Annotated in this window: 13 protein-coding genes (1 of these 13 cut by a window edge); 2 read left to right on the forward strand and 11 right to left on the reverse strand. The window is 71.4% G+C overall.

The window, feature by feature from the left end; genetic code table 11:
- The 6 genes in view from ACGFIG_RS29230 to ACGFIG_RS29255 are tightly spaced (each overlapping or abutting the next) and all read right to left on the reverse strand, a layout consistent with a single transcriptional unit that may run on beyond the window.
- Positions 1-1,629, reverse strand: partial view of an amino acid adenylation domain-containing protein gene (locus tag ACGFIG_RS29230; protein ID WP_393008349.1) — the 5' portion only. It extends 4,716 nt beyond the left edge of the window; 1,629 of the gene's 6,345 nt are visible here — the first part of the coding sequence; the start codon lies at positions 1,627-1,629; its stop codon lies off the left edge, out of view.
- Positions 1,626-2,633: a 2,3-diaminopropionate biosynthesis protein SbnB gene (sbnB, locus tag ACGFIG_RS29235; RefSeq protein ID WP_393008351.1), complete on the reverse strand. Its 1,008-nt coding sequence runs from the start codon at positions 2,631-2,633 to the stop codon at positions 1,626-1,628. Before sbnB ends, ACGFIG_RS29230 begins: the two co-directional genes overlap by 4 nt.
- Positions 2,627-4,783, reverse strand: a complete 2,157-nt coding sequence (locus ACGFIG_RS29240) for a lantibiotic dehydratase (protein ID WP_393008353.1) — start codon at positions 4,781-4,783, stop codon at positions 2,627-2,629. Before ACGFIG_RS29240 ends, sbnB begins: the two co-directional genes overlap by 7 nt.
- Complete coding sequence (locus ACGFIG_RS29245) at positions 4,780-10,056, reverse strand: SDR family NAD(P)-dependent oxidoreductase (protein WP_393008355.1); 5,277 nt, start codon at positions 10,054-10,056, stop codon at positions 4,780-4,782. Before ACGFIG_RS29245 ends, ACGFIG_RS29240 begins: the two co-directional genes overlap by 4 nt.
- Entirely contained in the window at positions 10,053-15,002 is a 4,950-nt protein-coding gene (locus ACGFIG_RS29250) for an amino acid adenylation domain-containing protein (protein WP_393008357.1), read from the reverse strand. The genes ACGFIG_RS29245 and ACGFIG_RS29250 overlap by 4 nt, the downstream gene beginning before the upstream one ends.
- Positions 14,999-15,928, reverse strand: coding sequence for an ornithine carbamoyltransferase (locus ACGFIG_RS29255; protein ID WP_393008359.1), 930 nt, complete (start codon positions 15,926-15,928; stop codon positions 14,999-15,001). Before ACGFIG_RS29255 ends, ACGFIG_RS29250 begins: the two co-directional genes overlap by 4 nt.
- Positions 15,929-16,440: 512 nt before the next feature.
- Here ACGFIG_RS29255 and ACGFIG_RS29260 point away from each other — a divergent pair.
- Positions 16,441-17,397: a hypothetical protein gene (locus ACGFIG_RS29260; protein ID WP_393008361.1), complete on the forward strand. Its 957-nt coding sequence runs from the start codon at positions 16,441-16,443 to the stop codon at positions 17,395-17,397.
- Positions 17,398-17,681: 284 nt separating this feature from the next.
- Here ACGFIG_RS29260 and ACGFIG_RS29265 read toward each other — a convergent pair whose 3' ends face one another.
- The 3 genes from ACGFIG_RS29265 to ACGFIG_RS29275 form a co-directional block, all read right to left on the reverse strand.
- Positions 17,682-18,668, reverse strand: coding sequence for a serine hydrolase domain-containing protein (locus ACGFIG_RS29265; RefSeq protein ID WP_393008363.1), 987 nt, complete (start codon positions 18,666-18,668; stop codon positions 17,682-17,684).
- Entirely contained in the window at positions 18,665-19,033 is a 369-nt protein-coding gene (locus ACGFIG_RS29270; protein ID WP_393008365.1) for a DUF1877 family protein, read from the reverse strand. Before ACGFIG_RS29270 ends, ACGFIG_RS29265 begins: the two co-directional genes overlap by 4 nt.
- Positions 19,034-19,134: 101 nt before the next feature.
- On the reverse strand, positions 19,135-20,031 hold the full coding sequence (locus tag ACGFIG_RS29275) for a hypothetical protein (protein WP_393008367.1): 897 nt from the start codon (positions 20,029-20,031) through the stop codon (positions 19,135-19,137).
- Between the two features lie 89 nt (positions 20,032-20,120).
- Here ACGFIG_RS29275 and ACGFIG_RS29280 point away from each other — a divergent pair, with 89 nt between their 5' ends.
- Entirely contained in the window at positions 20,121-21,002 is an 882-nt protein-coding gene (locus tag ACGFIG_RS29280; RefSeq protein WP_393008369.1) for a DUF1963 domain-containing protein, read from the forward strand.
- 496 nt (positions 21,003-21,498) lie between these two features.
- Here ACGFIG_RS29280 and ACGFIG_RS29285 read toward each other — a convergent pair whose 3' ends face one another.
- Together ACGFIG_RS29285 and ACGFIG_RS29290 are read right to left on the reverse strand one after the other, a co-directional pair.
- Positions 21,499-22,644, reverse strand: a complete 1,146-nt coding sequence (locus ACGFIG_RS29285; RefSeq protein WP_393008371.1) for a substrate-binding domain-containing protein — start codon at positions 22,642-22,644, stop codon at positions 21,499-21,501.
- A 631-nt stretch (positions 22,645-23,275) separates the two neighbouring features.
- Entirely contained in the window at positions 23,276-23,671 is a 396-nt protein-coding gene (locus ACGFIG_RS29290; RefSeq protein ID WP_393008373.1) for a hypothetical protein, read from the reverse strand.
- Between the last annotated feature and the right edge of the window lie 32 nt (positions 23,672-23,703).

The raw sequence follows: 23,703 nt of genomic DNA on the forward strand, positions 1-23,703 counted from the left end.
CGCCAGCAGGGCCACCACCGCGGCGGCGCCCCTCGGCAGGTGGACCCCGACCGGGGTTTCCGGCCCGACCCCCCGCTCGGCCAGCCGGGCGGCCAGCGACTGCACCTGGTCCAGCAGCTCCCGGTAGGTCAGGGAGGTGCCGCCGTCCTCGACCGCCACGGCGTCCGGGGTGCGGGCGGCCTGCGCGGCGACGAGTTCGGGCAACAGCGCCGGTGGCGTCCCGGTCCCGCCGGTGACTGCCGACCTGGCGGTGACCGGTACCTGGCCCACCGCGAGCGCCGGGTCCGCCGTGAGCCGGTCCACCAGCTCGACGTACGTGGTCAGCAGGTCCGTGGCCGTCGACTCGTCGAACAGCGCGGTAGAGTATTCGAGCTCGACCCGCAGGGCGCCCTGGGCGGCCGGTACGACGTGCACGGTGAAGTCGAGCAGCGACCCCTGCGGCGTGATCGGCAGCGCGGGCCGCACCCGGTAGGCGTTGTTCTCCTGCGTCGGCATGTTGAAGCCGACCTGGGCCAGCGGCGGCTGGTTGGGACTGTGCGTCGGGCTGGTCTCGCGCACCACCACGGCGAACGGCACGCCCTGGTGCTCCAGGGCCTCCGCCACCCGGTCACGGAGCTGGGGCAGCAGCGTCTGGAAACTCTCCCGGCTGGTGACCGTGGCGCGGATCGGCACCACGTTGACCAGCATGCCGATCATCCGTTGCAGCTCGGGCCGGACCCGACCGGACACGCTGGCCCCGACGATGAGATCCGAGTCGCCGGTGTAGCGGTGCAGCAGCACGAAGTAGGCCGCGAGCATCGTCATGTAGGTGGTCGCGCCGGACGCGCGGCCGACGGCGTGCACCCGGTCCACGACCGCCCGTGGCACGTCCCGGTGGATGGTCGCGCCGGAGAGGTCGCGGTGCGCCGGCCGGGGCCGGTCGGTCGGCAACGCCAGCGGATCGGGCAGCGCCGCGAGCCGTCCGCGCCAGTAGTCCAGGTCGGCCTTCGCGCCGCCGTCGCGGATCTGTTCCCGCTGCCAGACGGCGAAGTCGAGGAACCCGACGGGCGGCGCACTCCCCCCGGTCGCCATGTCGTCGATGACGAGGGCGAGCGACGCGGCGTCCAGGGCGATGTGGTGCGCGGCGAACAGGGCCAGCCGGCGCCCCGAGGGCGTGGTGATGACCGCGGCCCGCCACAGCGGCGCCTGGTCCAGCCGGTACGGCCGGGCGGTGACGGCCAGGGCGGTGGCGAACACGCCGTCGGGACCGTCCCCGTCCGCCGCCGTCAACTCCTCCACCTCGACGGGCACCTCGGCCGCCACGGTCAGCAGCGGTCTGCCGTCGGCGCCCGCCTTGATCGCCATCCGCATCGCGTCGTGGCGCTCGACGACCCCGCGCAGCGCCCTCACGAAGCTCGCCGCGTCCGTGCCGTCGGCCATCCAGTCGGCGGCGACCACGTTGAACAGCGGCACGTCACCGGCGATCTGGTGCAGGTGCCAGACCGCCTCCTGGGCGTACGAGAGCGGCACCGGATCGTTGCCGCGCCGGCGCGGCAGTGTCGCCGGCGCCGGTATCGGTGCGCCCACGCCCCCGCCCTTGATGATCTGGGCGAGCAACTGCCGCTGGAGCGGCGAGAGTTCGGCACTCACGACAGGTCCTCCTTCGCCGGGACGAAGTTCTCGATCCGCGCGCCGAGGCCCGTGTCCCGGGCGATCCTGACGACCAGCCCGGCCACCGCCAGGTCGAGCACGCCGAGCCCGAACGGAGAGACGACGGTGACCCGGTGCGGATCCCTCGGGGGAGTCTGCGGCCGGGCCGCGAGTTGACCGATGGTGGCGGCGATGAAGTCGTGGTGGCCGACCTGTCGTGCGGCGACGTCGACCGACGTGGCGGCACGCAGCACGTGGTCGACGTCGTCGACCACGTTGACCGCCTCGAGAACGGCGTCGGGCAGCACGTCCCGCAGCGAGACGTGCAACACCAGCGTGCCCGGCCGCAGCAGCCGGGTGTCCAGGTACGGCGTCAGCGCGTTGGTCGCGACACTCACCAGGGTGTTGCGGCCCAACGCCCGCCCCTGGTCCGTCTCGACGTGCACCGTGAGGGAGGGCAGGACCTCCGCGCACCGGGCCTGGAACGCGGTGGCCCGCTCCGTGCTGACGTCGTGCACCGTGACGTCGGTGAGGCCGGAGACGACCTGGCTGAGGAACCGCAGCACGGCGAAGTTGATGACCCCGCAGCCCAGCAGGGTCACCCCGGCCTGGTCGGTCTCGGCGGGCAGGAGCCGGGCCGCCAGGGCGGCACTGGCGGCCGTACGCCAGGCGGAGACCCGGGCGCCTTCGAGCAGCACCTCGGGCTGCCCGGTGCGCATCGAGTTGAGGATGATGGCGGACGACGCCCGCGGCACCCCCTGCCCGATGTTGGCCGGGAACGACGAGATCCACTTGACCCCGGCCGTCGGCTCCGGGCCGCCCAGATACGCCGGCAGCGCGATGATCCGGTTCCGGTCGTCGTCGGGGAACCGGAGGAACACCGAGTGCGGCAGCGCCGACCGCCCCGCCTCGTGTGCGAGATACGCCTGCTCCACCGCATGCAGCACCTCGGCCTCCCTGCCGTGCAGGGCCGCGCGCACGTCGGTGCTGGTGAGGATCAACATGGGTTCTCCGTTCGCCCTGCGTCAGCCAGGCCGGGCAGCACCCGCGCCTTACGGTCCACCGCGACCATGCGGAACTCGCTGGTGTAACGCCGTCCTGCCGCATCCCGCAGCCACAGCTGGTCGGGGCCGGGCAGCATCTCCTGGAGGACGACCGGCCCCCGGGCGGCCCGCCGCCAACTGCGAGCCAGGTTCGTCACCAGCAGCGGCGCGTCACGATCGACGTAGAACGGCTTCGGTTCACCCGGCAGTTGCGCGAACAGGTGCCGTGGCAGGCCCCGCTCGGTGAGGAAGTCGCTGAGCACCTCGGGCCGGTAGCCACGGGCACCGAGCACCTTCGGCGGCAGGTCGTCGACCGCGAATGCCCAGGTCGCCCGCCGGATGACCAGGTCGTCCAGGGTGATCCGCGGGCCGGGCCCGGGAATCCGGAACCGGTTGACCGTGATGGCCGAGAGGAACTCGCCGAAGAACTCGGCGACCGGCAGCTCCCACCGCCCGTCCCGGGGGCCTGCGGTGAGCCCCTCGTCCCGGTCCCGGACGACGAGTCCCGTCGCCGGCAGGACCGACACACCGTCCGGGGCGCCCATGTCCGTGCTGTGCGCCCAGTACAGGTACCGGTCGGGCACGTGCACGGTCAGGGGCGGATACCGACGCGAGTCGATCTGCGGCCCGTACGGGTAACTCGGCACGATCCGGCCACCAGCCATGTCCCGGGCCGTCAGCTCCACCAGTCGCCCCGGCTCGTCCGCGAGGGTATGGAAGAACCGCGACTCCAGAGTGTTCATGGCGGTGTGCAGCTCACCGAGGACCCAGAGCGGCCGCCCCCGGCCCGTGGCGAGCATGAGGTCGGGACTGTGCTGCCGGGCCGCCGCCCAGCCGGGCTCGCACGGGGGAAAGAGCCGGTCGACCAGCGCCTCGATGTCCTCGCTGGCCAGTTGGACCGGATCGGGGCCGGTCGCGTCGCGCAGGATCTCCGACCACCGCAGCCGAAAGTCCTCGCCGATCTCGTCGATGAGCGTACCGGGGGCGCCGGCCAGGACGTCCGCCGCGGCGATGTGCAGATCGGAGAGGAGGACGGTCTCCCGCCGGTGCCGCAGCTCCGCGTACGTCTCGCACAGCCGCTCGTCCACGGCCGCCCGCACCTCGGCGGTCAGCCACCGGGCCGATTGCAGGAGCAGCCCCAGCGGCTCCGCCACCTGGTCGACCAGCCCGGCGGGCACCACCGCGTCGAGGTCCCGACGACAGTCGACGTACGCGAGGGTGCGTCCGGCCGCCGCCTCGTCCTTGGTCCGCTGGGCGGTCTGGCCGGCGAATTCGGCGAACCGCCGTTCCACCGCCGTCAGCACCGGGGCCAGTTCCGCCGGCTGCCGGACGAACCGCTCGGCCGCCGCGAGCTGGTCGATGAGGCCCGTCAGGTCCGCGACCGCCTGGTCGCGGGCCCCGCTCTCCGGCAGCTTCATTAGTTGGGCCAGCAGTTCCCGCTCCGGATGCGCGCACGGCGGCAGCACGAACTCGGCGACGACGATCCGGTGCGCGACCAGTCCGGCCAGGGCCGACCGCTCGTCGGCGTCGAGGTCGGCCTCGGTGCAGCCGGCCCTGGCGAGACGGTCCAGCAGGGCGAGCTGCGCCGGCGCCAACGCCAGCGGCACCTGGAACGGCCGGTACGCCTGTCCCTCGTGGACGCTGACGCTGGGCACCCGTCGCACCGGCAGGTGCGGCCGGATGGCGGGATCCTCGGCCCACCGCTGCGCCAGCGCGCGCACCGCCCACAGTTCGAACGAGGCGCTGGTGCTGCGCACCCCCGCCGTCCCGGTCACCTCCAGCGAGTCGCCGGCACCACCGAAGGTGGCCCAGCCGACCGGCCCGAAGAAGCCGATGCTGTCGTTCTTCGCGCAGTACCGCTGGGCGTACCTGGTCAGCACACCCGCCCGGTACGAGGTGAGCGCGGAGCCGGGCCGCCGCGCCCACTCGGCCACTGCCGGGTTCTGCCAGCTGAGCGCGGCGAGGAAGTCCGGCTCGGCCAGCAGCTCCCGGACGGCGGCGAGCCCGTCCTCGGCGAAGCCGGCGAGCCAGTCGAACGGCATGCCGGCGGCACGTACCGGGGCCACCGGCCACAGCGCCCAGTCACTGGTGAGCACGACGGGTTCGTTCACCGAAGTCCCTGCTCCCGCAGCAACGTGGCCAGTGCCGCGATCGTCGGGTAATCGAAGATCGCCCCGATCGAGAGCTCCACCTGGAACGTCTCCCGGATGGCGGAGATCAGCGCGATGGCGGTGAGCGAGTTGCCGCCGACCGAGAAGAAGTCGACGTCCATGCCGATGTCCGGGTCGCCGATCGCCTCGACCCACAGCGCCTTCATCCGGGACTCCAGGCTGTTCGCGTCGCCCGGCCCGGCGGTGGCCGCCACCGGTCCGGCCGACGCCATCCCCGCGACCGTGTCGGCCAGGGCGTCGGCGGCCGCGGCGGAAGCCACCGCCGTCGGGCGCTGATCGACGACGGGAGCGGTCGGCCCCGGCCGTTCGGGCGTCTCGCGGCCGCGCAGCGGCTGGGCATTGCTCTCCACGAGCACCTGCCCGGGGTGCCGGGCACCGAGGATGGCCAGGGTCAGCGCGACCCCCAGCCGGGGCGGGATCCCGTCGGCCGCCCCGCTCTCCCCGCCGCCGGCCGGGGCGGTCACCTTCGTGCCGGGTTGTATCTGGCGCAGGGTGTACCCGGTCGCCACGCAGAGCGGCTGCCCGTCGAACCCGAGCAACTCGAGATCCGCCCGGATCACACCCGGCCCGCTGGGCTTGCGCCGCACATGCACGAACACCTCCGCCGGCAACCGGCCGTGGAAGACGATCGACTCGCAGCAGAACGGCAGGTGGAAGCCGTCGTCGGGCCGACGGAACGCCGTCGACGCCGAGTCCAGCAGGGTGGGGTGCACCGGGTGCACCGCCAGGTCGTCGGCGAACTCCTCGGGCAGTCGCAGCTGCACCAGCAACTCGGAGGTGTCCTCCGGCGTCCGGGTCCAGGTGGCGACGGTGTTGTCCCACCTGCGGCCGAGGTGGAACAGCCTCGGCCCGTCAGCCTCCGACTCCATCAGCTCGTGGGTGAAGGACGAGCGCAGCTCCCCGATCGGCCGGGGCCCGCCCGGCTCACCCGCCGCGGCGACCCGGGCGCTGGCATGCCGTACCGCCGGGGCGCCCGGGTCGCTGCCCGAACGCGACCACGACTCCAGGGTGCCGTCGGTGTGCAGCCGGATCTCCACCCGTCGCTCGTCCTCGGTGGCGAGGACCTGGTGGTAGACCACGTCGGTGAGCCGCACCGGCAGGTCCCGCCCGGTCAGCTCGCAGTAGCCGCGCAGCATGAGGTCCAGCTGACCGGTCCCGGGCAGGATCGCCGCGCCCTCCAGCCGGTGCTCGTCCATGATGGGGCTGAGCGCCGGACCGATCGTGGTCGACCAGGTCCGCACCCCGTACTCGGCGGCCATCCCGACCTCCGCCCAGGACGGCCAGTTGATGGAGACCGCGGGCACCCCCGCCCGGCGCAGCGTCACGGCGTACGCGTCCTGGAAGGCGTTCGCGGCGGCGTAGTCCGCGCTGCCGACGAGCCCGTCATGGGCGGCCCGGCTGGAGAAGCAGGCGAAGAAGTCGAGTGGCGGGCCGGACCGCAACGCCTCGTCGAGCACCACCGTCCCCCGGACCTTGGGGCTGAGCACCGCCGCGACGTCGTCGGGTTCCCGCAGCCGAACCAGGCCGTCGCCAGGCAACCCGGCCAGATGGAAGACCCCGTTGACCGGCCCGAACCTGGACACCGTGACGTCGAGGGCCCGCCGCAGTCCCCGGCGGTCGGCGACGTCGGCGGTCAGGACGCGGACCTGTGCGCCAAGTCCGGTGATCTCCGCGAGCTGGGCGCGCAGGCGCTCGGAGCGTTCGTCCGTCGCGTCGTCGTCCAGGCCCGTGCGGCTCAGCAGGATCAGCCGGGGTTGCAGCCCGGTGCCGGCGAGACCGCGCGCCAGCGCCATGCCGAGTCCGCCGGTGCCGCCCGTGATCAGGTAGACCCCCTGGCGCCGCAGCGGCGACGGCGACTCCCACGGCGCCGCGTCGAACGCCACCTGGGTCGGCATCCACCGCCGCGTACCGCGCAGCGCGACGACCTCGTGCCGCCGCCACTGGCCCAGCTCGCACGCGAGCTCGTGGTCGGCGGGCAGGGCCACGTCCACCACGCGGCAGCCCAGCTCGGGCGCCTCCTTCGCCAGCGAACGGGCGAACCCGACGAGCATCGCGGCGGTCGGGTCGAGCGGCTCGGCGCCCGTGATGTCGACCGCTCCCCGGGTGAGCACCAGAAGCCCCGCCGCGCCGCCCGCCGGCAGGGCGGCGACCGTCTGGGCGGTGACGAAGAGGCTGGTGAAGCCGGCCTCCACGGCCCGGTTCACGCCCGCGCTGGTCAGTGCGGGGTTGGGCCCAGCGGTGAAGGCGTGCACCACGAGCGTCACCGGTGTCCCCCGGCCGGCCAGCGCGGCCAGCACCCGGTCCAGGTCGACCCGGGAGCCGGGGCGGATCCGGAATTCCGCGCCCACCTCGGCGTACGCCTCCGCCGGCCGGGCGATCGCCACGGCGGCGCCGGCCTGCTGCACCGCCAGTACGACGGGAAGGCTGTCCGCCTCGGACGCCGGTGCCAGGAGCAGGCACAGCCCCGACACGGCGCTCCTCGGCAGCGCCTGCGTCTCGGTCCACACCACGGTCGACAGTGGTGTCCCGGCCTCGGTCGGCTCACCGCTGACCGGCAGGGCCGCCTCGACCGCCGGGACAGCCGCCACCGCCGGGGGCGTCGTCAGTGCCGGTGCGTCCACCCAGTGCCGGCGCCGCTGGTAGGGGTAGCCCGGCAGCGGCACCCGTCGGACCGGGCCGGCGTCGTCCGGCTCGGGCCACTCGACGTCGTGTCCGTCGACCCAGAGTCGCGCCACCACCGCCAGCAGCCCGGCGAGGTCCGTGTCGGTTCGCGGCAGGGCGGGCGTGAACGAGGAGCCCGGCCCCCCGGTTCCCCTGCCGAGGTCACTGAGCACGCGGCCCGGCCCGACCTCGAGCACGCGGCGTGGCCCGTCGGCGAGCACGGCGGCCACGGCCCGGTCGTACCGGACGACGCCGGCCACCTGGTCGGCCCAGAAGTTCGGGTCGACAGCCTGGTCCTCGCCGATCAGACCGCCGGCGGCGGCGGAGTAGAACGGGATCGTCGGCGCCGACAGCTCGACTCCGTCGAACGCGGCGGCGAACTGCACCGCGGCCGGGATCATCAACGGGCTGTGGAAGGCGCCGGCGGTCGGCAGGACCGTGGCCAGGATCTTGCGGCTCTGCAACGCGGACCGCGCGGCGAGCACGTCGTCGCGGCTGCCGCTGAGGACGACCTGTCGGGGTTCGTTCACCACGGCCACCGTCAGGCCGGCCAGCAGTTCGGTGGGGAGGTCGTCCAGGGGAGCGGCCACCGCCAGCATCGCACCCGTCGTGACGGCGGACATGGCCCGGGCCCGCGCCGCCACCAGGGCCACCCCGTCGGCCAGCGAGAACACCCCGGCCGTCACGGCGGCGGCCAGCTCACCGACGCTGTGCCCGAGCACCGCCCCGGGACGGACCCCCCGGGCCCGCAGGGCACACACCAACGCGTGCTCGACGGCGAAGAGGGACGCCTGGGTCGCGACGGTGCCGGTCAACCGCTCCGGGTCGCCCGAGAGCCAGTCCTCCCGGACCTCGATCCCGTGCGTCCCGAACAGGTCGAGCACCTCGTCCATGGCCTCGGCGAAGGCCTTGTCCTCGCGGTAGAGGCGGTGTCCCATTCCGGCCCGCTGGGAGCCCTGGCCCGGGAAGGCGAAGACCAGGTCCCGCCGTTCCGCGCCGGCTCCCCGCAGCACGCCGTCGTCGGCGGCGAGTCGCTCGGCGGCCACCGCCGGGTCGTCCGCGACGATGGCGGAGCGCAGGGGGTACGGCCGCCGGCCGTGCTGCAGGGTGCGCACCGCCGCGGGGAACGTCTGCGGGTCGTGGTCGGTGAAGTACCGGGCCAGGTTCTCCTGGTACTGCCGCCCGGCGACCTCGCTCTGCGCCGACCACACCACGATCCGGGGTTGTGCCCGCACCGGCTGCGGTACGCGCGCCGGGGGCTCCTCGATGACCACGTGGGCGTTCGTACCCCCCACGCCGAAGGAGCTGACCCCGCCGACCAGGGGCACTCCGGGGGCGCGGGTCAGCGGCGTGAGCCGGTCGGCGATGACGAACGGCGTCGAGTCCAGGTGCAGCTTGGGGTTCGCCTCCTGGAAGTTCACCGTGCCGGGGAGAGCACCGTGCCGGAGGGCGAGGACGCCCTTGATCAGCGAGGCGATGCCCGCCGCATGGCCAAGGTGTCCGATGCTCGACTTGACCGAGCCGAGCGCCACCGTGGTCCCGGTGTCGTCGCCCACCGCCTGCAGCGCGCGATGCAGCGCCGCCACCTCGATCGGGTCCCCGAGCGGGGTGCCGGTGGCGTGGCACTCGACGAACGCCAGTTCACTCGCGGTCACCTCGGCCATGGCGAACGCCTCGGCCAGCATCGTCGCCTGGCCGATCACGGAGGGGGCGGTGAAACCGGCCTTCGCCGATCCGTCGTTGTTGAGTGCGGTGCCCCGTAGGACGGCGTGCACGGTGTCGCCGTCGGCGAGCGCGTCGCTGAGCCGCTTGAGCACCACGGCGCCGGCGCCGGTGGAGAAGAGCGTGCCGTCGGCCTTGCCGTCGAAGGGCCGCACGTGGCCGTCGCGGGAGAAGGGGCTGCCCTGCGTCCACAGGTAGCCGTGCCCGAACGGCATCTCCACCTCGGCGCCACCGGCGACAGCCAGGTCGCACTCCCCGTTGCGCAGCGCCTGGCTGGCCAGGTGCACGGCGACCAGGGAACTCGAACAGGCCGTGGAGACGGAGATCGCCGCCCCCCGCAGGTTCATCTTGTACGCGGCGGTGATCGCGACGTAGTCGGTGTTGTTCAGGGAGGTCAGCGCGAAGCTCGTGCTCGCCGCGGCGTCGCCGGTCAGGCCCAGGTTGTCGACGTACCGGTTGGTGCCGGCGGAGCCGTAGACCGCGATGGTCGCCTCTTCGCGGTACGGGTCGTAGCCGGAGTGCTCGAGCGCCGCGTGCGCGCTCTCCAGGAACATCCGGATCTGCGGGTCGGTGAAGTCGGCCTCCTTCGGCGTGTAGCCGAAGAGCGCCGAGTCGAAGTCCTGGACCCCCGGGGCCGTGGCCACGGCCTTGACGTAGTCCGGATGCCGCAGCATCTCCTCCGAGACCCCGTACGCGCGCAGTTCGTCGTCCGTGGGGAACTGGACGCTCTCCACCCCGTCCCGCAGGTTGGCCCAGTACTGGTCGAGATCCGCCGCTCCCGGGAATCGGGCAGCCATCCCGACGATCGCGATGTGGTGCCGGTCGCTCATGACATGTCCCTTCGCAATGTCTCGCGTATCCGCAGCCGGCGCGCGGAGTCCAGGGAGACTGGTCGCCTGACGGAGCGGACCTCGACCGCTGCCTCCTGCTCGCCCGCGACATAGGCGGCGAGCGATCGAACCGTCGGAAGTTCGAAGAGTTTGAGCACCGGCACGGGGCGTCCGAGGCGCTCCTCCAGTGCCTGCTGTACGCCGATCGCCAGCAGCGAGGTGCCACCGAGGTCGAAGAAGTTGACCTCGCGGCCGACCTGCGCGACGCCCAGCGCCTCCTGCCAGGTGCGGGCGATCGTCTCCTCGACGGCCGTGGCGTAGACCGGAGCGGGGGTGTCCTCCGAGGCTCCGTCGACGTCGGGCCGCCAGGCCGGCAGGCGGGTCCGGTCCGGCTTGCCGTTGGCGGTCAACGGCAGCTGGTCCAACCGGACCACCCCCACCGGCAGCATGTGCGCCGGCAGCAGGGTGCGCAGGTCCGCTCGCAGCCGGGCGGTGGACACGGCCTGGCCGTCGACGGAGGTGAGATAGCTGACCAGGCGTGCCTCGTCACCCGAGCCGACCAGCACGGTGACGCAGTCGGTCACGTACGACAGGCTCCGGGCCGCCACGTCCACGTCCTGGAGTTCGACCCGGTATCCGGCGATCTTGACCTGGCCGTCGTCCCGGCCGAGCACCTCGATCATGCCGTCCGGCAGCGCCCGGCCCAGGTCGCCGGTGTGGTATTCCGGACCGCACCCCTCGGCGAGCGACTCGCCGCGTACCACGATGCGACCGCGCTCCCCCACCGCGGCCGGACGGCCGTGCCCGCCCAGCACGACGACGCCGCCGCCGTAGATGCCGGAATCGACCGGTATCCGGCGATCCGGTCGGCCCACCGGCTGACCCGGCCGGATCACCGACCAGGCCGCGACCTGCGGAGTTTCGGTGGCCCCGTAGGCGTTGACCACCGTCACTCCCGGGGCCGACCGCCGGATTCCGGTGACGTCACCGGCGAAGAGCTGGTCGCCGGCGACGACGGCGAGCCGCAGGTGCGGCAGCGGCAGGTTCGCGACCAGGAGCAGCCGCAACAGCTGTGGCGTCAGGTGGACGACGGTGACGCGCTCCCGGACGAGCCAGGCGTGCAGCTCGTGCGGGGAACGGATCACCTCCTCGGGCGGTACGCAGAGCGTGGCACCGACGGTCAGCGGCGCGAAGACGTCCCGCAGCAACGGGTCGTGGCCGAGACCGGAGAGCAGGGCGAACCGGTCGGCCGGCCCGAGGCCGAACTCCGCGGTGTAGCGGGCCAGGAAGTGGGCCAGCGGTGCGTCGCCGGCCCGCACGACGCGCGGTCTGCCCGTCGTACCCGAGGTGAAGCCCACGTGACCGGCCGGGCCGGCCATCGGGGAGAACCGGTCACCGCCGCGGACCGGGCCGACCTGGATCACGGTCGGGGCGATCGCGGCGAGAGCGGACGGCAGATCACCCTCGACGAGGATGGCTCGGGCCTGCGCGATCTCGCGGAGTTGCGCCACCAGCCGGGCGGGCGGATATCCAGGGTCCAGGACGCAGAACCGCGCGCCGACCGACGAGACGGCCAGCAACGCCGCGACCAGTGCGACGCCGCGCGGCGCGAACACCGCTACGAGGTCCCGACGGTGCACCTCGCCGAGCGACAGGTCCTGGGCGATGGCGCCGACCCAGTCGCCGAGCTCGCGATAGGTGAGCGTGCCGCCGGACGCGCTCAGGGCCGTCGCCTCCGGCACGCGCTGCGACTGCTCCGCGAAGCGCGTGCTGACCACGACCTTTCCGGCGTGGTCCGGCCCCGGGGTCAGGAGCGCGGCAGGTGCCGGCGCACCGCGACCGGCGGCCGGGACCTGCCCGTCGAGCGGCAGCTCGGGGTCGATCGACATCGCTGACAGGAGCTCGATGAACTGGTCGAGCAGTTCCGCGCCGAGGCGGGGCTCGATCGTCGCCCGGTCGTGCACGACGGTCACCGCGATCCGGTCACCGAGATCGGTGAGGTAGACGTTCAGGTCGAAGATCGCCCCCGCCGGGTCCTGGTCGATCACGCGGGTGGTGAGGCCGGGCAGCTCCGGGGCGATGTCCGGGCCGCCGAGGAAGTTGAACCAGGAGGTGAAGGACAGGTCCGTCCCGCGTCTGCGCAGATGGTGGTGCAGCACCTCGAAGGGCACGTCCGGGTTGGCGGCCGCGTGCGCCACCGCCGCTCTCGCCGCGCGGATCAGGTCCGCGTACGAGGGCGCCTCGGGCAGGGTCACCCGCAGCGCGGCGGTGCTGACGAAGAACCCCACGAGCGATTCGGTGCCCGGCACGGTACGGGCACCGAACGGCGCCCCGACCAGGATCTCGTCCTGCCCGCTCCACCGGCGCAGCAGGCCGGCGTAGGCGGCCAGCAGCGTCACGAACATGGTGCTCCGGTACTCGGTCGCCAGCTCCCTGAGCTCGGCCGTCCGGTCCACGTCGAGGTCACGGCGGTGGGTGACCGTCCCGGGCAGGTCGTCAGCCGGGGCTGGGAAGCGCTCCGCCGGGGCGCAGCCGTCCAGCCGTTCGACGAGTTCGGCGAGCTGCCCGTCGTAGGCTCCGGCCGCGAGCCGGCGAGCCTGCCAGGCGCTGTAGTCGAGATAGGTCAACGAGCCCGGTGGATCGGCCGGCGGAGGGTCCCCGGCGACGGCGGCCCGGTAGTGCCGGCCCAGGTCGTCGAGAATGATCCGGACGCTCTGCCCGTCGGCGACGAGATGATGCAGGGTGAGCACCAGCCGGGATTCCGCGTCGGGCAGCCGGACCAGGGCGGCCCGCAGCATCGGCGGCCGGGCCAGGTCGAACGGACGCCGGATCTCGGCGGTGATCCACTCCTCGGCCTCCTGCGGGCCGGCCACCTCGACCTGACGCAACGGCGGTGCGACCGGGTCCTGCACCCGCTGCCGGGGCCGGCCGTCATGGACCTCGAACGCCGTGCGCAGCGCGCGGTGACGGCGAACCAGACCAGCGACGGCGGCAGTCAACGCGGGCACGTCCACCTGTCCGCGCAGGGCGAGGACGACCGGGATGTTGTACGCCGAGGAGGCCTTGTCCGTCTTGTCCAGCAGCCACAGTCGCTGCTGCTCGGGAGCGAGCGGACCGACCAGGGCGGCCGGGTCGACCGGAACCGGTTCGGCGGCGACGGCCCGGCTGACCAGTCCGGCCAGCTCGCCGAAGGTGGGCTGGGTGAAGAGCACACCGGGCGGCAGGTCCACGCCCAGCTCGGCGCGGACCCGGATCACCAGTTCCGCCGCGCGGAGCGAGTCCCCACCGCAGTCGAAGAAGTCGTCGGTGCCGCGTACCCGGTCGGCGGCGAGCAGTTGCGACCAGATCCGCCGCAGCGCCTCGCGAGGACCGTGCGCGGTCTCCTCGGCCGGCACCGCCTCGAACCCTCCGGCGGCCACCTCGGACCGCAACGCGGTCAGGTCGACCTTGCCGCCGGAGGTCGTCGGCAGGACCGGCACGACCGCCATCACGGTCGGCACCATCGCCCGGGGCAGGCGCGCGGCGATCCACCGACGCACCTCGGCGACGTCCAGCTCGGCGGTCGGATCGGCCGCGACCAGGTAGGCCGCGAGCACCGTCCGCGCGTCGTGTTCGAGCAGGTCCACCCGGGCCGCGCCCACACCCGGGCAGTCGGCCAGGGCGGTCTGCACCTCCGCGAGACTGACCCGGACGCCGTTGACCTTGACGACGTCGTCGAGGCGCCCCTGGTGCACCAGAACGTCGTCGGCGTCGTAGCTGACGACGTCTCCGGTGCGGTAGAGGCGGGCTCCCGGCGGCCCGTCCGGAGCGGGCACGAAGCGGGCCGCGGTCGCGGCCGGATCGCCCAGGTACCCGCGCGCGACCTGATCGCCGCCGAGGTACAACTCGCCGTGCCGCGCCGGCTGCAGGTCCTCGTCCAGCACCAGCACCTCGGTCGAGGCGAAGGGTGTGCCGATCGGCACGCTGCCCTGGGCGTAGCCGGCGTCGACGTCCGTCTCGTACCAGGTGTTGTCGACCGTGACCTCGGTCAGACCGCAGGTGTTGAAGATCCGGACACCCGGGCCGGTGACCGCACGGGCCGCACGGTACTCGGCCCCGGACCAGAGCTCGCCACCGACGACGAGGTAGGTCAGGCTGTCCAGCCGCTCCCCGGCGGCCGCCAGGTGCGCCACGAGCGGGCGGAGCACCGAGGGGGTGATCTCGACGTACTCGACGTCGGCGGCGCGGATGAGCCGGACCAGGTCCGGCGGGCTGAGCACCGTCTGCTCCGGGCACATCACCAGGCACCCGCCGGTGAGCAGGGTACGCGCGAAGTCGGCGGTGGCGACGTCGAAGCCGAAGCCGGCGAGCTGGAGAACCCTGGTGACCTTCTCCCCCACGCCGTACAGCCGGCGGTAGGAGTCGACCAGGGACAGCAGCGACCGGTGGCTGACGGCGACGGCCTTCGGCTGGCCGGTCGACCCGGAGGTGTGGATGACGTAGGCCAGGTTGTCGGGGTGCACCGGTGCCGCCGGCGACGCCGCCGCACGGTCGCGGACGCCGTCTGCGCCACCGTCGTCGTCCTGCGCGCACAGATCGTCGACGACCAGCGCGGGAGCGCCCAGCGCGTCCGCTCGTCGGCGCAGTCCCGAGTCGGTGAGGACGGCGGCCGGCCGCAGCCTGCCGCCGATCGACCGCAGCCTCCTACGCGGCGTGTGCGGGTCCAGGGCGATGTAGGCGGCACCTGACTGCCAGACACCGAGTACGCACGCCGGCAGCGCGGCCGAACGATCCACCATGATCGCGACGAGCGACTCCGGGCCGACCCCGTGACCGCGCAGCAGTCCCGCCACCGCGTCCGCGCGGCGGTCGAGTTCCGCGTAGGTCAGGATCCGCGGACCGTCGACCACCGCGGGTGCGTCCGGCCGGTCCGCGACGACCGTGCGGAACTGGCTGTGGCAACTCACCGGCTGTCGGTCCCGCCGACGCACCACTCCAGAACCGCCTTCGCGCTGTGGAACTTCTGCTCCGCCTGGCGGAAGGCGATGCTGTCCGGCCCGTCGAGGACTGCGCTGGTCACTTCCTCCCCACGGTGTGCCGGGAGGTCGTGCATGAACACCGCCTCCGGGTACCGGGCCATCAGTGCACCGTCGACCTGGAACGGCGCGAACGTGTCCCGCCAGTTCGGATCCGGCTTGGACGTCCCCGTCGTCTGCCAGCGCGTGGTGTAGACGACGTCGGCCTCGGACGGCCCGGCCGCCAGCTCGTGCGTCTCGGTGATGCTGCTGGCGTTGGCCTGCGCCGCGCGCTGGGCGCGGGCGAGCAGCGCCGGGTCCAGCCCGTATCCCCGGGGGGTGGCCAGGCAGAGACTGACGTCGCGGAACCGGGCCAGCGCCAGCGCGAGCGCGGCAGCGGTGTTGTTGCCCTCGCCCACGTACAGGATGCGGATGCCGTCGACCCGCCCGAACTGCAACTCGATCATGGACAGGTCCGCGATGGCCTGGGTCGGGTGTTCGTCGGCCGTCATCGCGTTCACCACGGCCATGCCGTCCTGCGCGGTGAGGGCGGCCAGTTCCGCCGGGTCTCCGGCGGTACGGACCACCAGCGCGTCCAGCATCGTGCCGAGCACCCGGGCCGTGTCCGCCATGGTCTCGCCGGTGTTGAGCTGGAGATCGTGCGGACCGTAGGCGATGTGGGCCGCACCGAGCCTCAGCGCCGCCGAAGCGAAGGCCGTCCGGGTCCGGGTCGAGGTCGCCCGGAAGTAGCTGCCGACGACCCGGCCGCGCAGCGGCTGCCCGACGGCCTCACCTTGCTCCGCGTACCAGGCGGATCGCCGGACGAGCCGGTACAACTCGTCATCGCTCAGATTGTCAACCGAGGTGAGGTGTCGCACGCCGTACAGCCTGGCCGAGCGATGACCGGGCATCAACGCTGCCGAAGAACGTTGGCGAGAACTCGTCACCACCTTGACCAGCGCAGACGGATCGCATCATCTCGACGCATGCCTGACGTGAAACCCGGTGTCGCTGGCCTGGCGGTCCAGTGGCGAAGGATGTGCCCCGTGCTCATGCCTCCACCGGCAGCGACCTCGGGCGACACCTGGCACACCCGGCAGGCGCCAGCGCTGGTGGCCGCCGGCTACCAGGCCGTCACCGCGAACCTCCGCGGATCACCGGCCGCACCGGTCTTAGGCTGTCGCGGCGCGCAGGCAGGCGGCTCCGCCCGACCACGGGTGCGGCCACACGAATCAAGGGAAGAACCATGGCGTTGAGCCGAGCAACCTACGATCACCGGGATGGCCGTATCGCCATCGCGGTCGACTCTTCACCCGGGTACGGCAGCCGCCCGGACATCTGGCCCTCGGTCGGCGAATATCCCATCTACGATCCGTACCTCTACTATGCGATGAGCAACGACACCGTCCGGAACGACGCCTTCCGGGCGGCCTTGCTGCCGGCCTGCCCGGATCGCCGGGTGCTCGACATCGGCACCGGGGAGAACGTCCACTGGGCGCTGGAGGCCGCCCGTCAGGGGGCCGAAAGTGTCGTCGCCCTGGAAGCCATGCCCCGCAGCCATGCCGTCGCGACGCAGCGGCTGGCCCGGGCACCGGAGCGGGAGAAGATCGAACTTCGCTACGGGGTGTCCTTCGACCACGACCTCGATCCCCGGGCGGACGTCTGCGTCGCCGAGCTCATCGGCTCGTTCGCCAGCTCGGAGGGGATGCTGGCGGCGATGGCGGACGCGCACGCACGGCTGCTGAACCCCGGCGCGGTGGTGGTCCCGGCCGCCTGCACCACGCTCGTCGCCCCGGTCTCCCTGCGCGATCTGTTCCCTGAGGGCCTCGCCTTCTCCAGCGACGCGCTGCCGTACGTCCGTCAGATCTTCGATTTCAACGGCGGCCCCTTCGACCTGCGTCTGACGGTCGTCAACCCTGATCCGAACTGCGTCCTGTCGAGCGGCGGGGTCGTGGAGCAGCTGCGGTTCGACCGTCCGGAACAACTCGACGCCACGATCGAGGTGGAGCTGCGGATCGAGCGGGCCGGAAGGGTCGACGGGCTGCTGTGCTGGATCCGGCTGGACGCCGGTCTCGGGGCCGACACGACGATCGACTCGCTCCTGGGCAAGACCAACTGGACGCCCGCCTATCTTCCGCTGTTCGACGAGAACCTCGACGTACGCGAGGGCGACGTCCTGACGGTGCGCTTCGAACGCCGGACGAGCTCCGACGGCGTCCATCCCGACTACCTGGTGGACGCCACGCTGACCGGATCCCTCGGCGTCGTCACGGGCAGCTTCGTGTCGCACTACCGGGGGCAGTCGTTCGGCACCGCTGCCGTCTACCGGGAGCTCTTCCCGTCCTGACCGCCTACCCGTCGTCAGGGGTGAGCGGGAAAGCCGTCGGCGCACAGGCCGACGGAGCCGGGCTGCTGGGGCGGTTTTCCGGACGGCCTCGCAACACCTGACGGCTCAGTTGGTCGTCGACAGATCACGCAGACGCTCGGCCGGGTTGTCCCCGCCGAGCGTCTGTCGTGGGCGGCCGAGCACCTGTCGCGCCGCCACCAGCCCGGCCCAAGCCCCGCCACCTGGCCTCTCGTCGCTGTCGGCCGCTGCTGCCGGTGACCGGACGTTGGTCGGGCGCGGCGCCGTCACGCCATCGCGGGAAGGATGACCCGTTCCAGCACCGTGAGCGGGGTCCGCCACTGGTCGGGGTCGTCGTAGTTGCCGGCGGTGATGGCCACGGTGAGGTCCAGGTCGGGCATGACGAACAGCCGTTGGCCGCCGTTGCCCATGCCGGCCACCAGCCGATGGCCCTCGATGGATTCGATGTACCACTGGTAGCCGTACCGCGCGCCCCAGCTGGTCTGCAGGCGTGGCTGGAGCATCGTGTGGATCCAGTCGGCGGGGACGATCCGCTGGCCGTCCCAGGTTCCCTCGGCCAGCACCAGCTCGCCGAGGCGGGCCAGGTCGCGGGGCGCGAGTCGCAGCCCTGACGCGGCGGAGGCCACCGCGTCCGCGCCGGTCATCCACTCGAAGCTGCCGATGCCCAGCGGCGCGAACAGCACGGCCTGCGCGTACTGCGGCAGCGACTGCCCGGTGCCGTCGGCGATCAGTCGGCCGAGCAGAGCCGTGGCACCGCCGCAGTAGGTCCATCGGGTGCCGGGCGGTTCGAGGATCGGCCGCTCCAGGATGTACCGGTACCGGTCCGGTGCCAGCTCCATCGCGATCTCGGCGTTGGTCGGGCTGTTGTACGGGAGATCTTCGCACCATTCCACGCCCAGCGACATTGTCAGTGCGTGCTCGACGGTGAGCCGGGCCCGCCAGGGGTCGGCCGCCAGGTCGGGGTACTGCGGGAACCGCTGCAGGAGCGGCTCCGCCGGCGACGGGACCAGCCCTTCGCCGAGCGCTATGCCGTACAACAGGACGGTCACGCTCTTGGTGACGGACCGGATGTCGTGCAGGACCCCGGGCCCGAACTCGACGACGCCCAGCGAGTCGCCCCAGGCGAAGTCCTCACCGGCCCCGTAGTACTCCAGCACGGTGTGACCATCGCGAACCGCCGCGACGGCGTGCAGACCGCCGACCTGGCCAGCCCGCAGTAGTTCGTCGAGACGGTCACGCACCTGCGTTGTCATGGGCACTCCGAGGGGGGCGATGCCGGCCAGCGGAACAACATGCTCGTTATACCGGAGTTTCCGTTTTTGTGGCGACCCGGTTGGGAGGCCCAGGCCCGGCCCGCCGCAGATGTCCGCCGCAGCCATGACGCAGTCTCGCCGCCGAGGATCGCCGCACCGGCCCCGTCACGGATCTGCCACGCGGTACCGGTCAGCAGGTAGTGCAGGCCGTGCCAGGACTTGTTCAGATCCAGCTCGGGATCGGGCATCCCGGCGTCATCGTCGTCGAGGTCGCCGAAGAGCAGCGGGTCAACCATCGTCGGATCGTCCAGCACCGTCCGCAGCTCATCAGCTGACAGACGGCGTCCGATCAACTCCATGCCCATGGGTAGCTCCTCTCGACTCCTACTCCAACGTCACTTGATCTTTCGGCTGGCGTAGTGACGAGCCGGCGCTGGTAGTGGGATGCCACCGCGCCGTTTGTTGGTCACCCAACGGCCGACGGGTCCGCAGGCACATATTGGCGTACGTACTCCCAGACCGGTTCGGAGAGATCCTCATCGGATCGCTTCTGTCCCACCACCTCGTACCAGGCAAGGTTCTCGATCCAGAACCGGGCAATGAACCGGTCGAAGTCGTCGGCCACCCGGACCAGGTCCTCATGCGCTTCCTCCCGGGGAACCACCCGTAGGTCGTACGCCTCACCACCGCACAGCACCTCGTGGCGCCCGTCTGGCAGCAGGTGCAGATACCAGAACAGACAACCCTGCTGGTCGTTGAGGAACCGCACCAGCTGTGCCCCATGGCGGACAGGGCTCGGCGCCCGCGAAAGATCGGAAGCCCAGTAACACGACGTACAGGTCGGTACCGAATCGCGCAGTACCGGATCAGCCATGAACGCGACGAACTGCTCCGGCAGGGCCGCCTGATTCTCGGACACGGGCGCGCCGTGGGTCAGTGTGTCCAGGCCGTACTGACCGGCAGCACGTTCACCGAGTGGCACCAACTCCCGCATCCAGCTGTGCAGACCACCTGGATGCCCGAGGGGAAGCGCCGGCAGCGCCGTGTGGGAGCTGCCGCTGTACGTGGCGAAATCGGCCTCGTGGCTGCGGAATCTCCCGAGATCGAACGAGATCCAACCGTCTCTGATCGTCATGGCCGCACCATAGAGCCGGCCACCGACAGTGCCCGCCGCGTGGGTACTCACGCCCCGCCGGGTCACCGATCCGGAAGCCGGTATGACGAGAAGGGCCAGCCGGCGCACCCGTGCGGGGTTGCGTCCTGCGAAGGGCCGGATCTCCACCCCGAGTGCCGCCTCGGTCAGATGCTCGGCGAGCTCGCGCGCCGCCAGCTGACGTGCACGGATCCGCCGAGATGTGCGCACCCGATCAGGCGGCAGCGCTGCCGACGACAGCGCGTGCGGGCCGTGGGCACCGGGTCGCCGGGCCCGCCCTCGTGGCACCATGTCGCCCTATGGATCATCAGGGGCAGCTTCGTCGTGCAGCGCTCGCCGTGGGCATCCCGGACGACGAGGTCAGCCGGTTCAGCCAGCACCTCCGTTTGTCGATCCGGTTGAGCGGAGGATCCAGCGGTGTTCCGGTCGGGCAGTTCGGTGGGTTGCCCCGGCTGCCGGTGGGCATGGACTGGCCGTCCGACGGGGTCAGTCCGTTGCCGTTCATCTTCTCGGTCGATTGTGCGGCGCTGCCAAGGGTCGACGGCTTCGCCCTGCCGGCAGACGGCTCGCTGCTGTTCTTCCTCGACCACGATCAGGCCGCTGCCAGCGGAGAGCGGAGGTACGGGCGAGTCGTGTATGTGCCGGCCGGCACCGATACCGAGGTGGCGGCAGGATCCACCGACTACGCGTTCGCCGGCGAGCAGTACGACGTCGGCGCCACGCTGCGCGCGGAGTTCCCCGATTGGTTCGGGTCGGACGAGGACGACGAGGACGAGGACGACCTGTCGCCCTTCCAGCAGCAGTTGGCCCGTGACCTCGAGCGTGACCTGCCGCACCTTGACGAACTCTGTGCTCTGGCCAACGATCTCTGGCCGCCTGACAGCGGGTACGCCAGCGCCTACATCGGCGGGTACGCCGACGAGGAGGTGATCAAGAGTATTGCGGAGCAGACCCTCGCGTGGCGCGAGAAGACCGGCGAGATCGTCATCCCGGCCGCGAAATGGTATTCCCATGTGGAGAAGGAGACGCACCGGCTGACGATCGAGTGGGTGTCGCTCGCCCGCTTTCCGGTCGATAACGAGTTCTATTACCGGAGCGACGGGAGTTTCGTGATCCGTCACGACGATCTGGCCGCTGGTCGGCTGGACGAGGCGCTTTCCGTGGCTGAGTTGATCCCGTAGAGCACCGGCGGTGCCGGATACGACCACGATCTACGTCGCCGGCAATGCCCACGCCAGGTGCTGGGCATCCGCTATTGTCGATGATCGTATGTCGTGCAGTCGGTGGCGGTGTTCGGACTGTGGGGCCACGACTGCCGTAGCGTTAGCGGTGTTATGGCTGTAGGGGCTCTCCTCGACCGGGTACGACAAGGTAACGAGTCCTGCCGAGGAGGTTAGCGCGACGATCCTCGGACTCTTGGGTGCGAAGGTCGTGGTTAGGTCGACGGCGGGCGCGTCCTGACGAATGCAGGGATGCTGAGCACCAGGACGACGATCCTGCAGCCGATGTGGGAGTCAGGCGCACGCTCATGCCGCAGACGGCGTCGTGAAGCGCAGCCGGCTGACGGGCGGCGACGCGCGAACGTGCCGAGAGAAGCAGGCCGTGCGGGATCAGACAATAGAGTGGGCCGCTGGCTACTCAGACTCACCGGACTTTTCCCACTTCCGGTTCACGGGATCAGGGGTGCGGTGCTCTACCTGCGGCCCTCGGGCCGCACAGCTCCGAGGAAGCGTTGCCGAGCGGATATGTCGTCGTCGGTATCAACGTCTTGATGTCAGCAGGCTCATGCGCCCAGAGCTTGAGCAGGGTGCTGACCGCCGCCTCGGCCACCCGGCCAGAGTCTTGGAGGACGGTCGACCGAAACCAGGTGCCGCCTGCGTCGATCGTCGCGATCGCCTCACGAGTGCCATCCACCCCGACGATCACCAGGTCCCCGACGTCTTCGCCGGCAGCCGCCCGTTTCTGGACCGCGTCCACAGCGCCCAGCGCCATCTCGTCGTTAGTGCAGAACACGACGTGGACGGTGCCACCCTTTCGGTGAGTCTCCTGCAGCGTCTGGCCGACTATCCCAGCGGCCCGGCCCCGATCGAACCGGCCCTGGTCGTTGATGGTTATTTCGACGGATGCGACCTCCGCTCGGAGCCGGGCTGCGAAGGAGTTCTGCCGGTCGGAATGCTCACTGCTGGCGACCACGAGAACGTTCGGGCAAAGGAATTCTCGATCCTTCAGGATCTTGGCCACGCATTCGGCTGACCGGGTGCCGATCTCGGCGTCGTCGCACCCCACGAATGCAACGTTCGCCGGGTATTCGCGCACGTGCTCGAAAGGTGACGAGTCGACGAACACGATCGGGATGCGTAAGCTACGGCAGAATCGTTCGAACTCGACATGGTTGACCGCGCAGTCGGCCGCCATGACGAAGCCACCGAGGAAGGACCGGGAGTTCTTCCTGAGCTCAGCGAGCTGTTGAAGCTGACCGTGCCCACCGTATTCGTGCGGCGGGATCTTGAGGACAAGGTCGACACCGTGCCGATCCAGTGCCCGGATCAGGTTCTCCAGCAGTTCGGCGACCCAGTGTTTCTGCACAAACGCCGAGACAAGGAGGAAGACCTGACGCCGGCCGGAATGCTGGCGGTACCGGGTGACGGCGAACGCCGTCCCGCCGGCCGCGACAATCGCCGAGAACACGAGCCAGACCGACGTAGCCCATGTGGTCGCCGCCCACGAGGCGTAGACCTTGCCGCCGATGGCGAGGATCAGTCCGCTGACCAGCGAAATCGACAACTCCCGGAGGAGCCTTTCCTGCCGCCCACCATCAACCACGCTGCCACCTCATCGAGACACCACCCAGGTCGGACGATCAGTTGCAACGCAACGCGCTGTCCACGATAGGCGGTCGGGCAAGTAGGTCGATACGATCACAGCCGTGGGGTCCGGGCGCAGGCGCCTCTGCCGCTACCAGGTCGAAGTACCGCCCCGGCCCGACGGATGCCGCACCCAGCCTCGCGACGGCGGGCCGCCTCTCGCGGCGGACCAACTCTGCACCGCTGACCAACCGGCCAACCTCGCCTGCTGGGCCATCTCCTACGCCGAAGCGTTGCTGCAGGGTACGCACGTGCAGCGTTCCGCAGTTCGAGTCGGTCACGGGCGACCGCTGCACTGGTTCAGGCTGCCAACGAGATGTCAGCCCTGGCGGACCAGCCGCCGTTGTCGATAGCTGTCGGCCAAGCCATGTGCATGCTTCTGCCGCCGACCGGGCGTTACGGTACGTGTGACATGTGGGCGGCTGCTTCCGGTGCGCGGTCGTGCCGATGAGAGGGCGTCGCGGTTGCCGTTGTACCGATGCGGATCGCCGAGAAGTGGCCGTGAGCCGGCCTGGCCGCACAGGTCTTGCATGGCGACCGTACTTCTCGGCGATGTGCGGGTCCGCTGGCAGACGCTGATTGTCGGCGGGCTACAGGTTGTTGATTCGGGCCAGTAGCTCTGCCTCGGTCAGGTTTTCCAGGACCGCGTCCTGCTTGCGGGCCAGGACCTCCAGCAGCTTCTCCTTCTCCAACTTCCTGGCCGCCGCCGCCTTCGCCGCCTGGTCCTCCGCGAGGCGGACGGCGATGACGTGCTTGACGACCTCCAGCTTGGTCTCCAAGGTTGCCTTGGCTGGATTGGCCTCGGTGGCCACGAACGACTCAGTGTCGACGGCCTTGAGCTCGGCGTTGACCGCCTTGGCCACATCGTCGAGGCTGAAGCCGGACTTGGCGGTCAGCGGAAGCTCCCACAGCTGTTCAGTGGTCAGCAGTCCCTTGACCGACGGATAGCGGAACTTCTCCCGCGTGGCCTTCTCGAAAATGGTCACGGCAGCCTCTCTGGAATATCTGGCTAGGGAAA

Origin of the sequence: Micromonospora sp. NPDC049048 (assembly GCF_043197615.1) — a bacterium.
In the GTDB taxonomy this organism is placed as follows: domain Bacteria; phylum Actinomycetota; class Actinomycetes; order Mycobacteriales; family Micromonosporaceae; genus Micromonospora.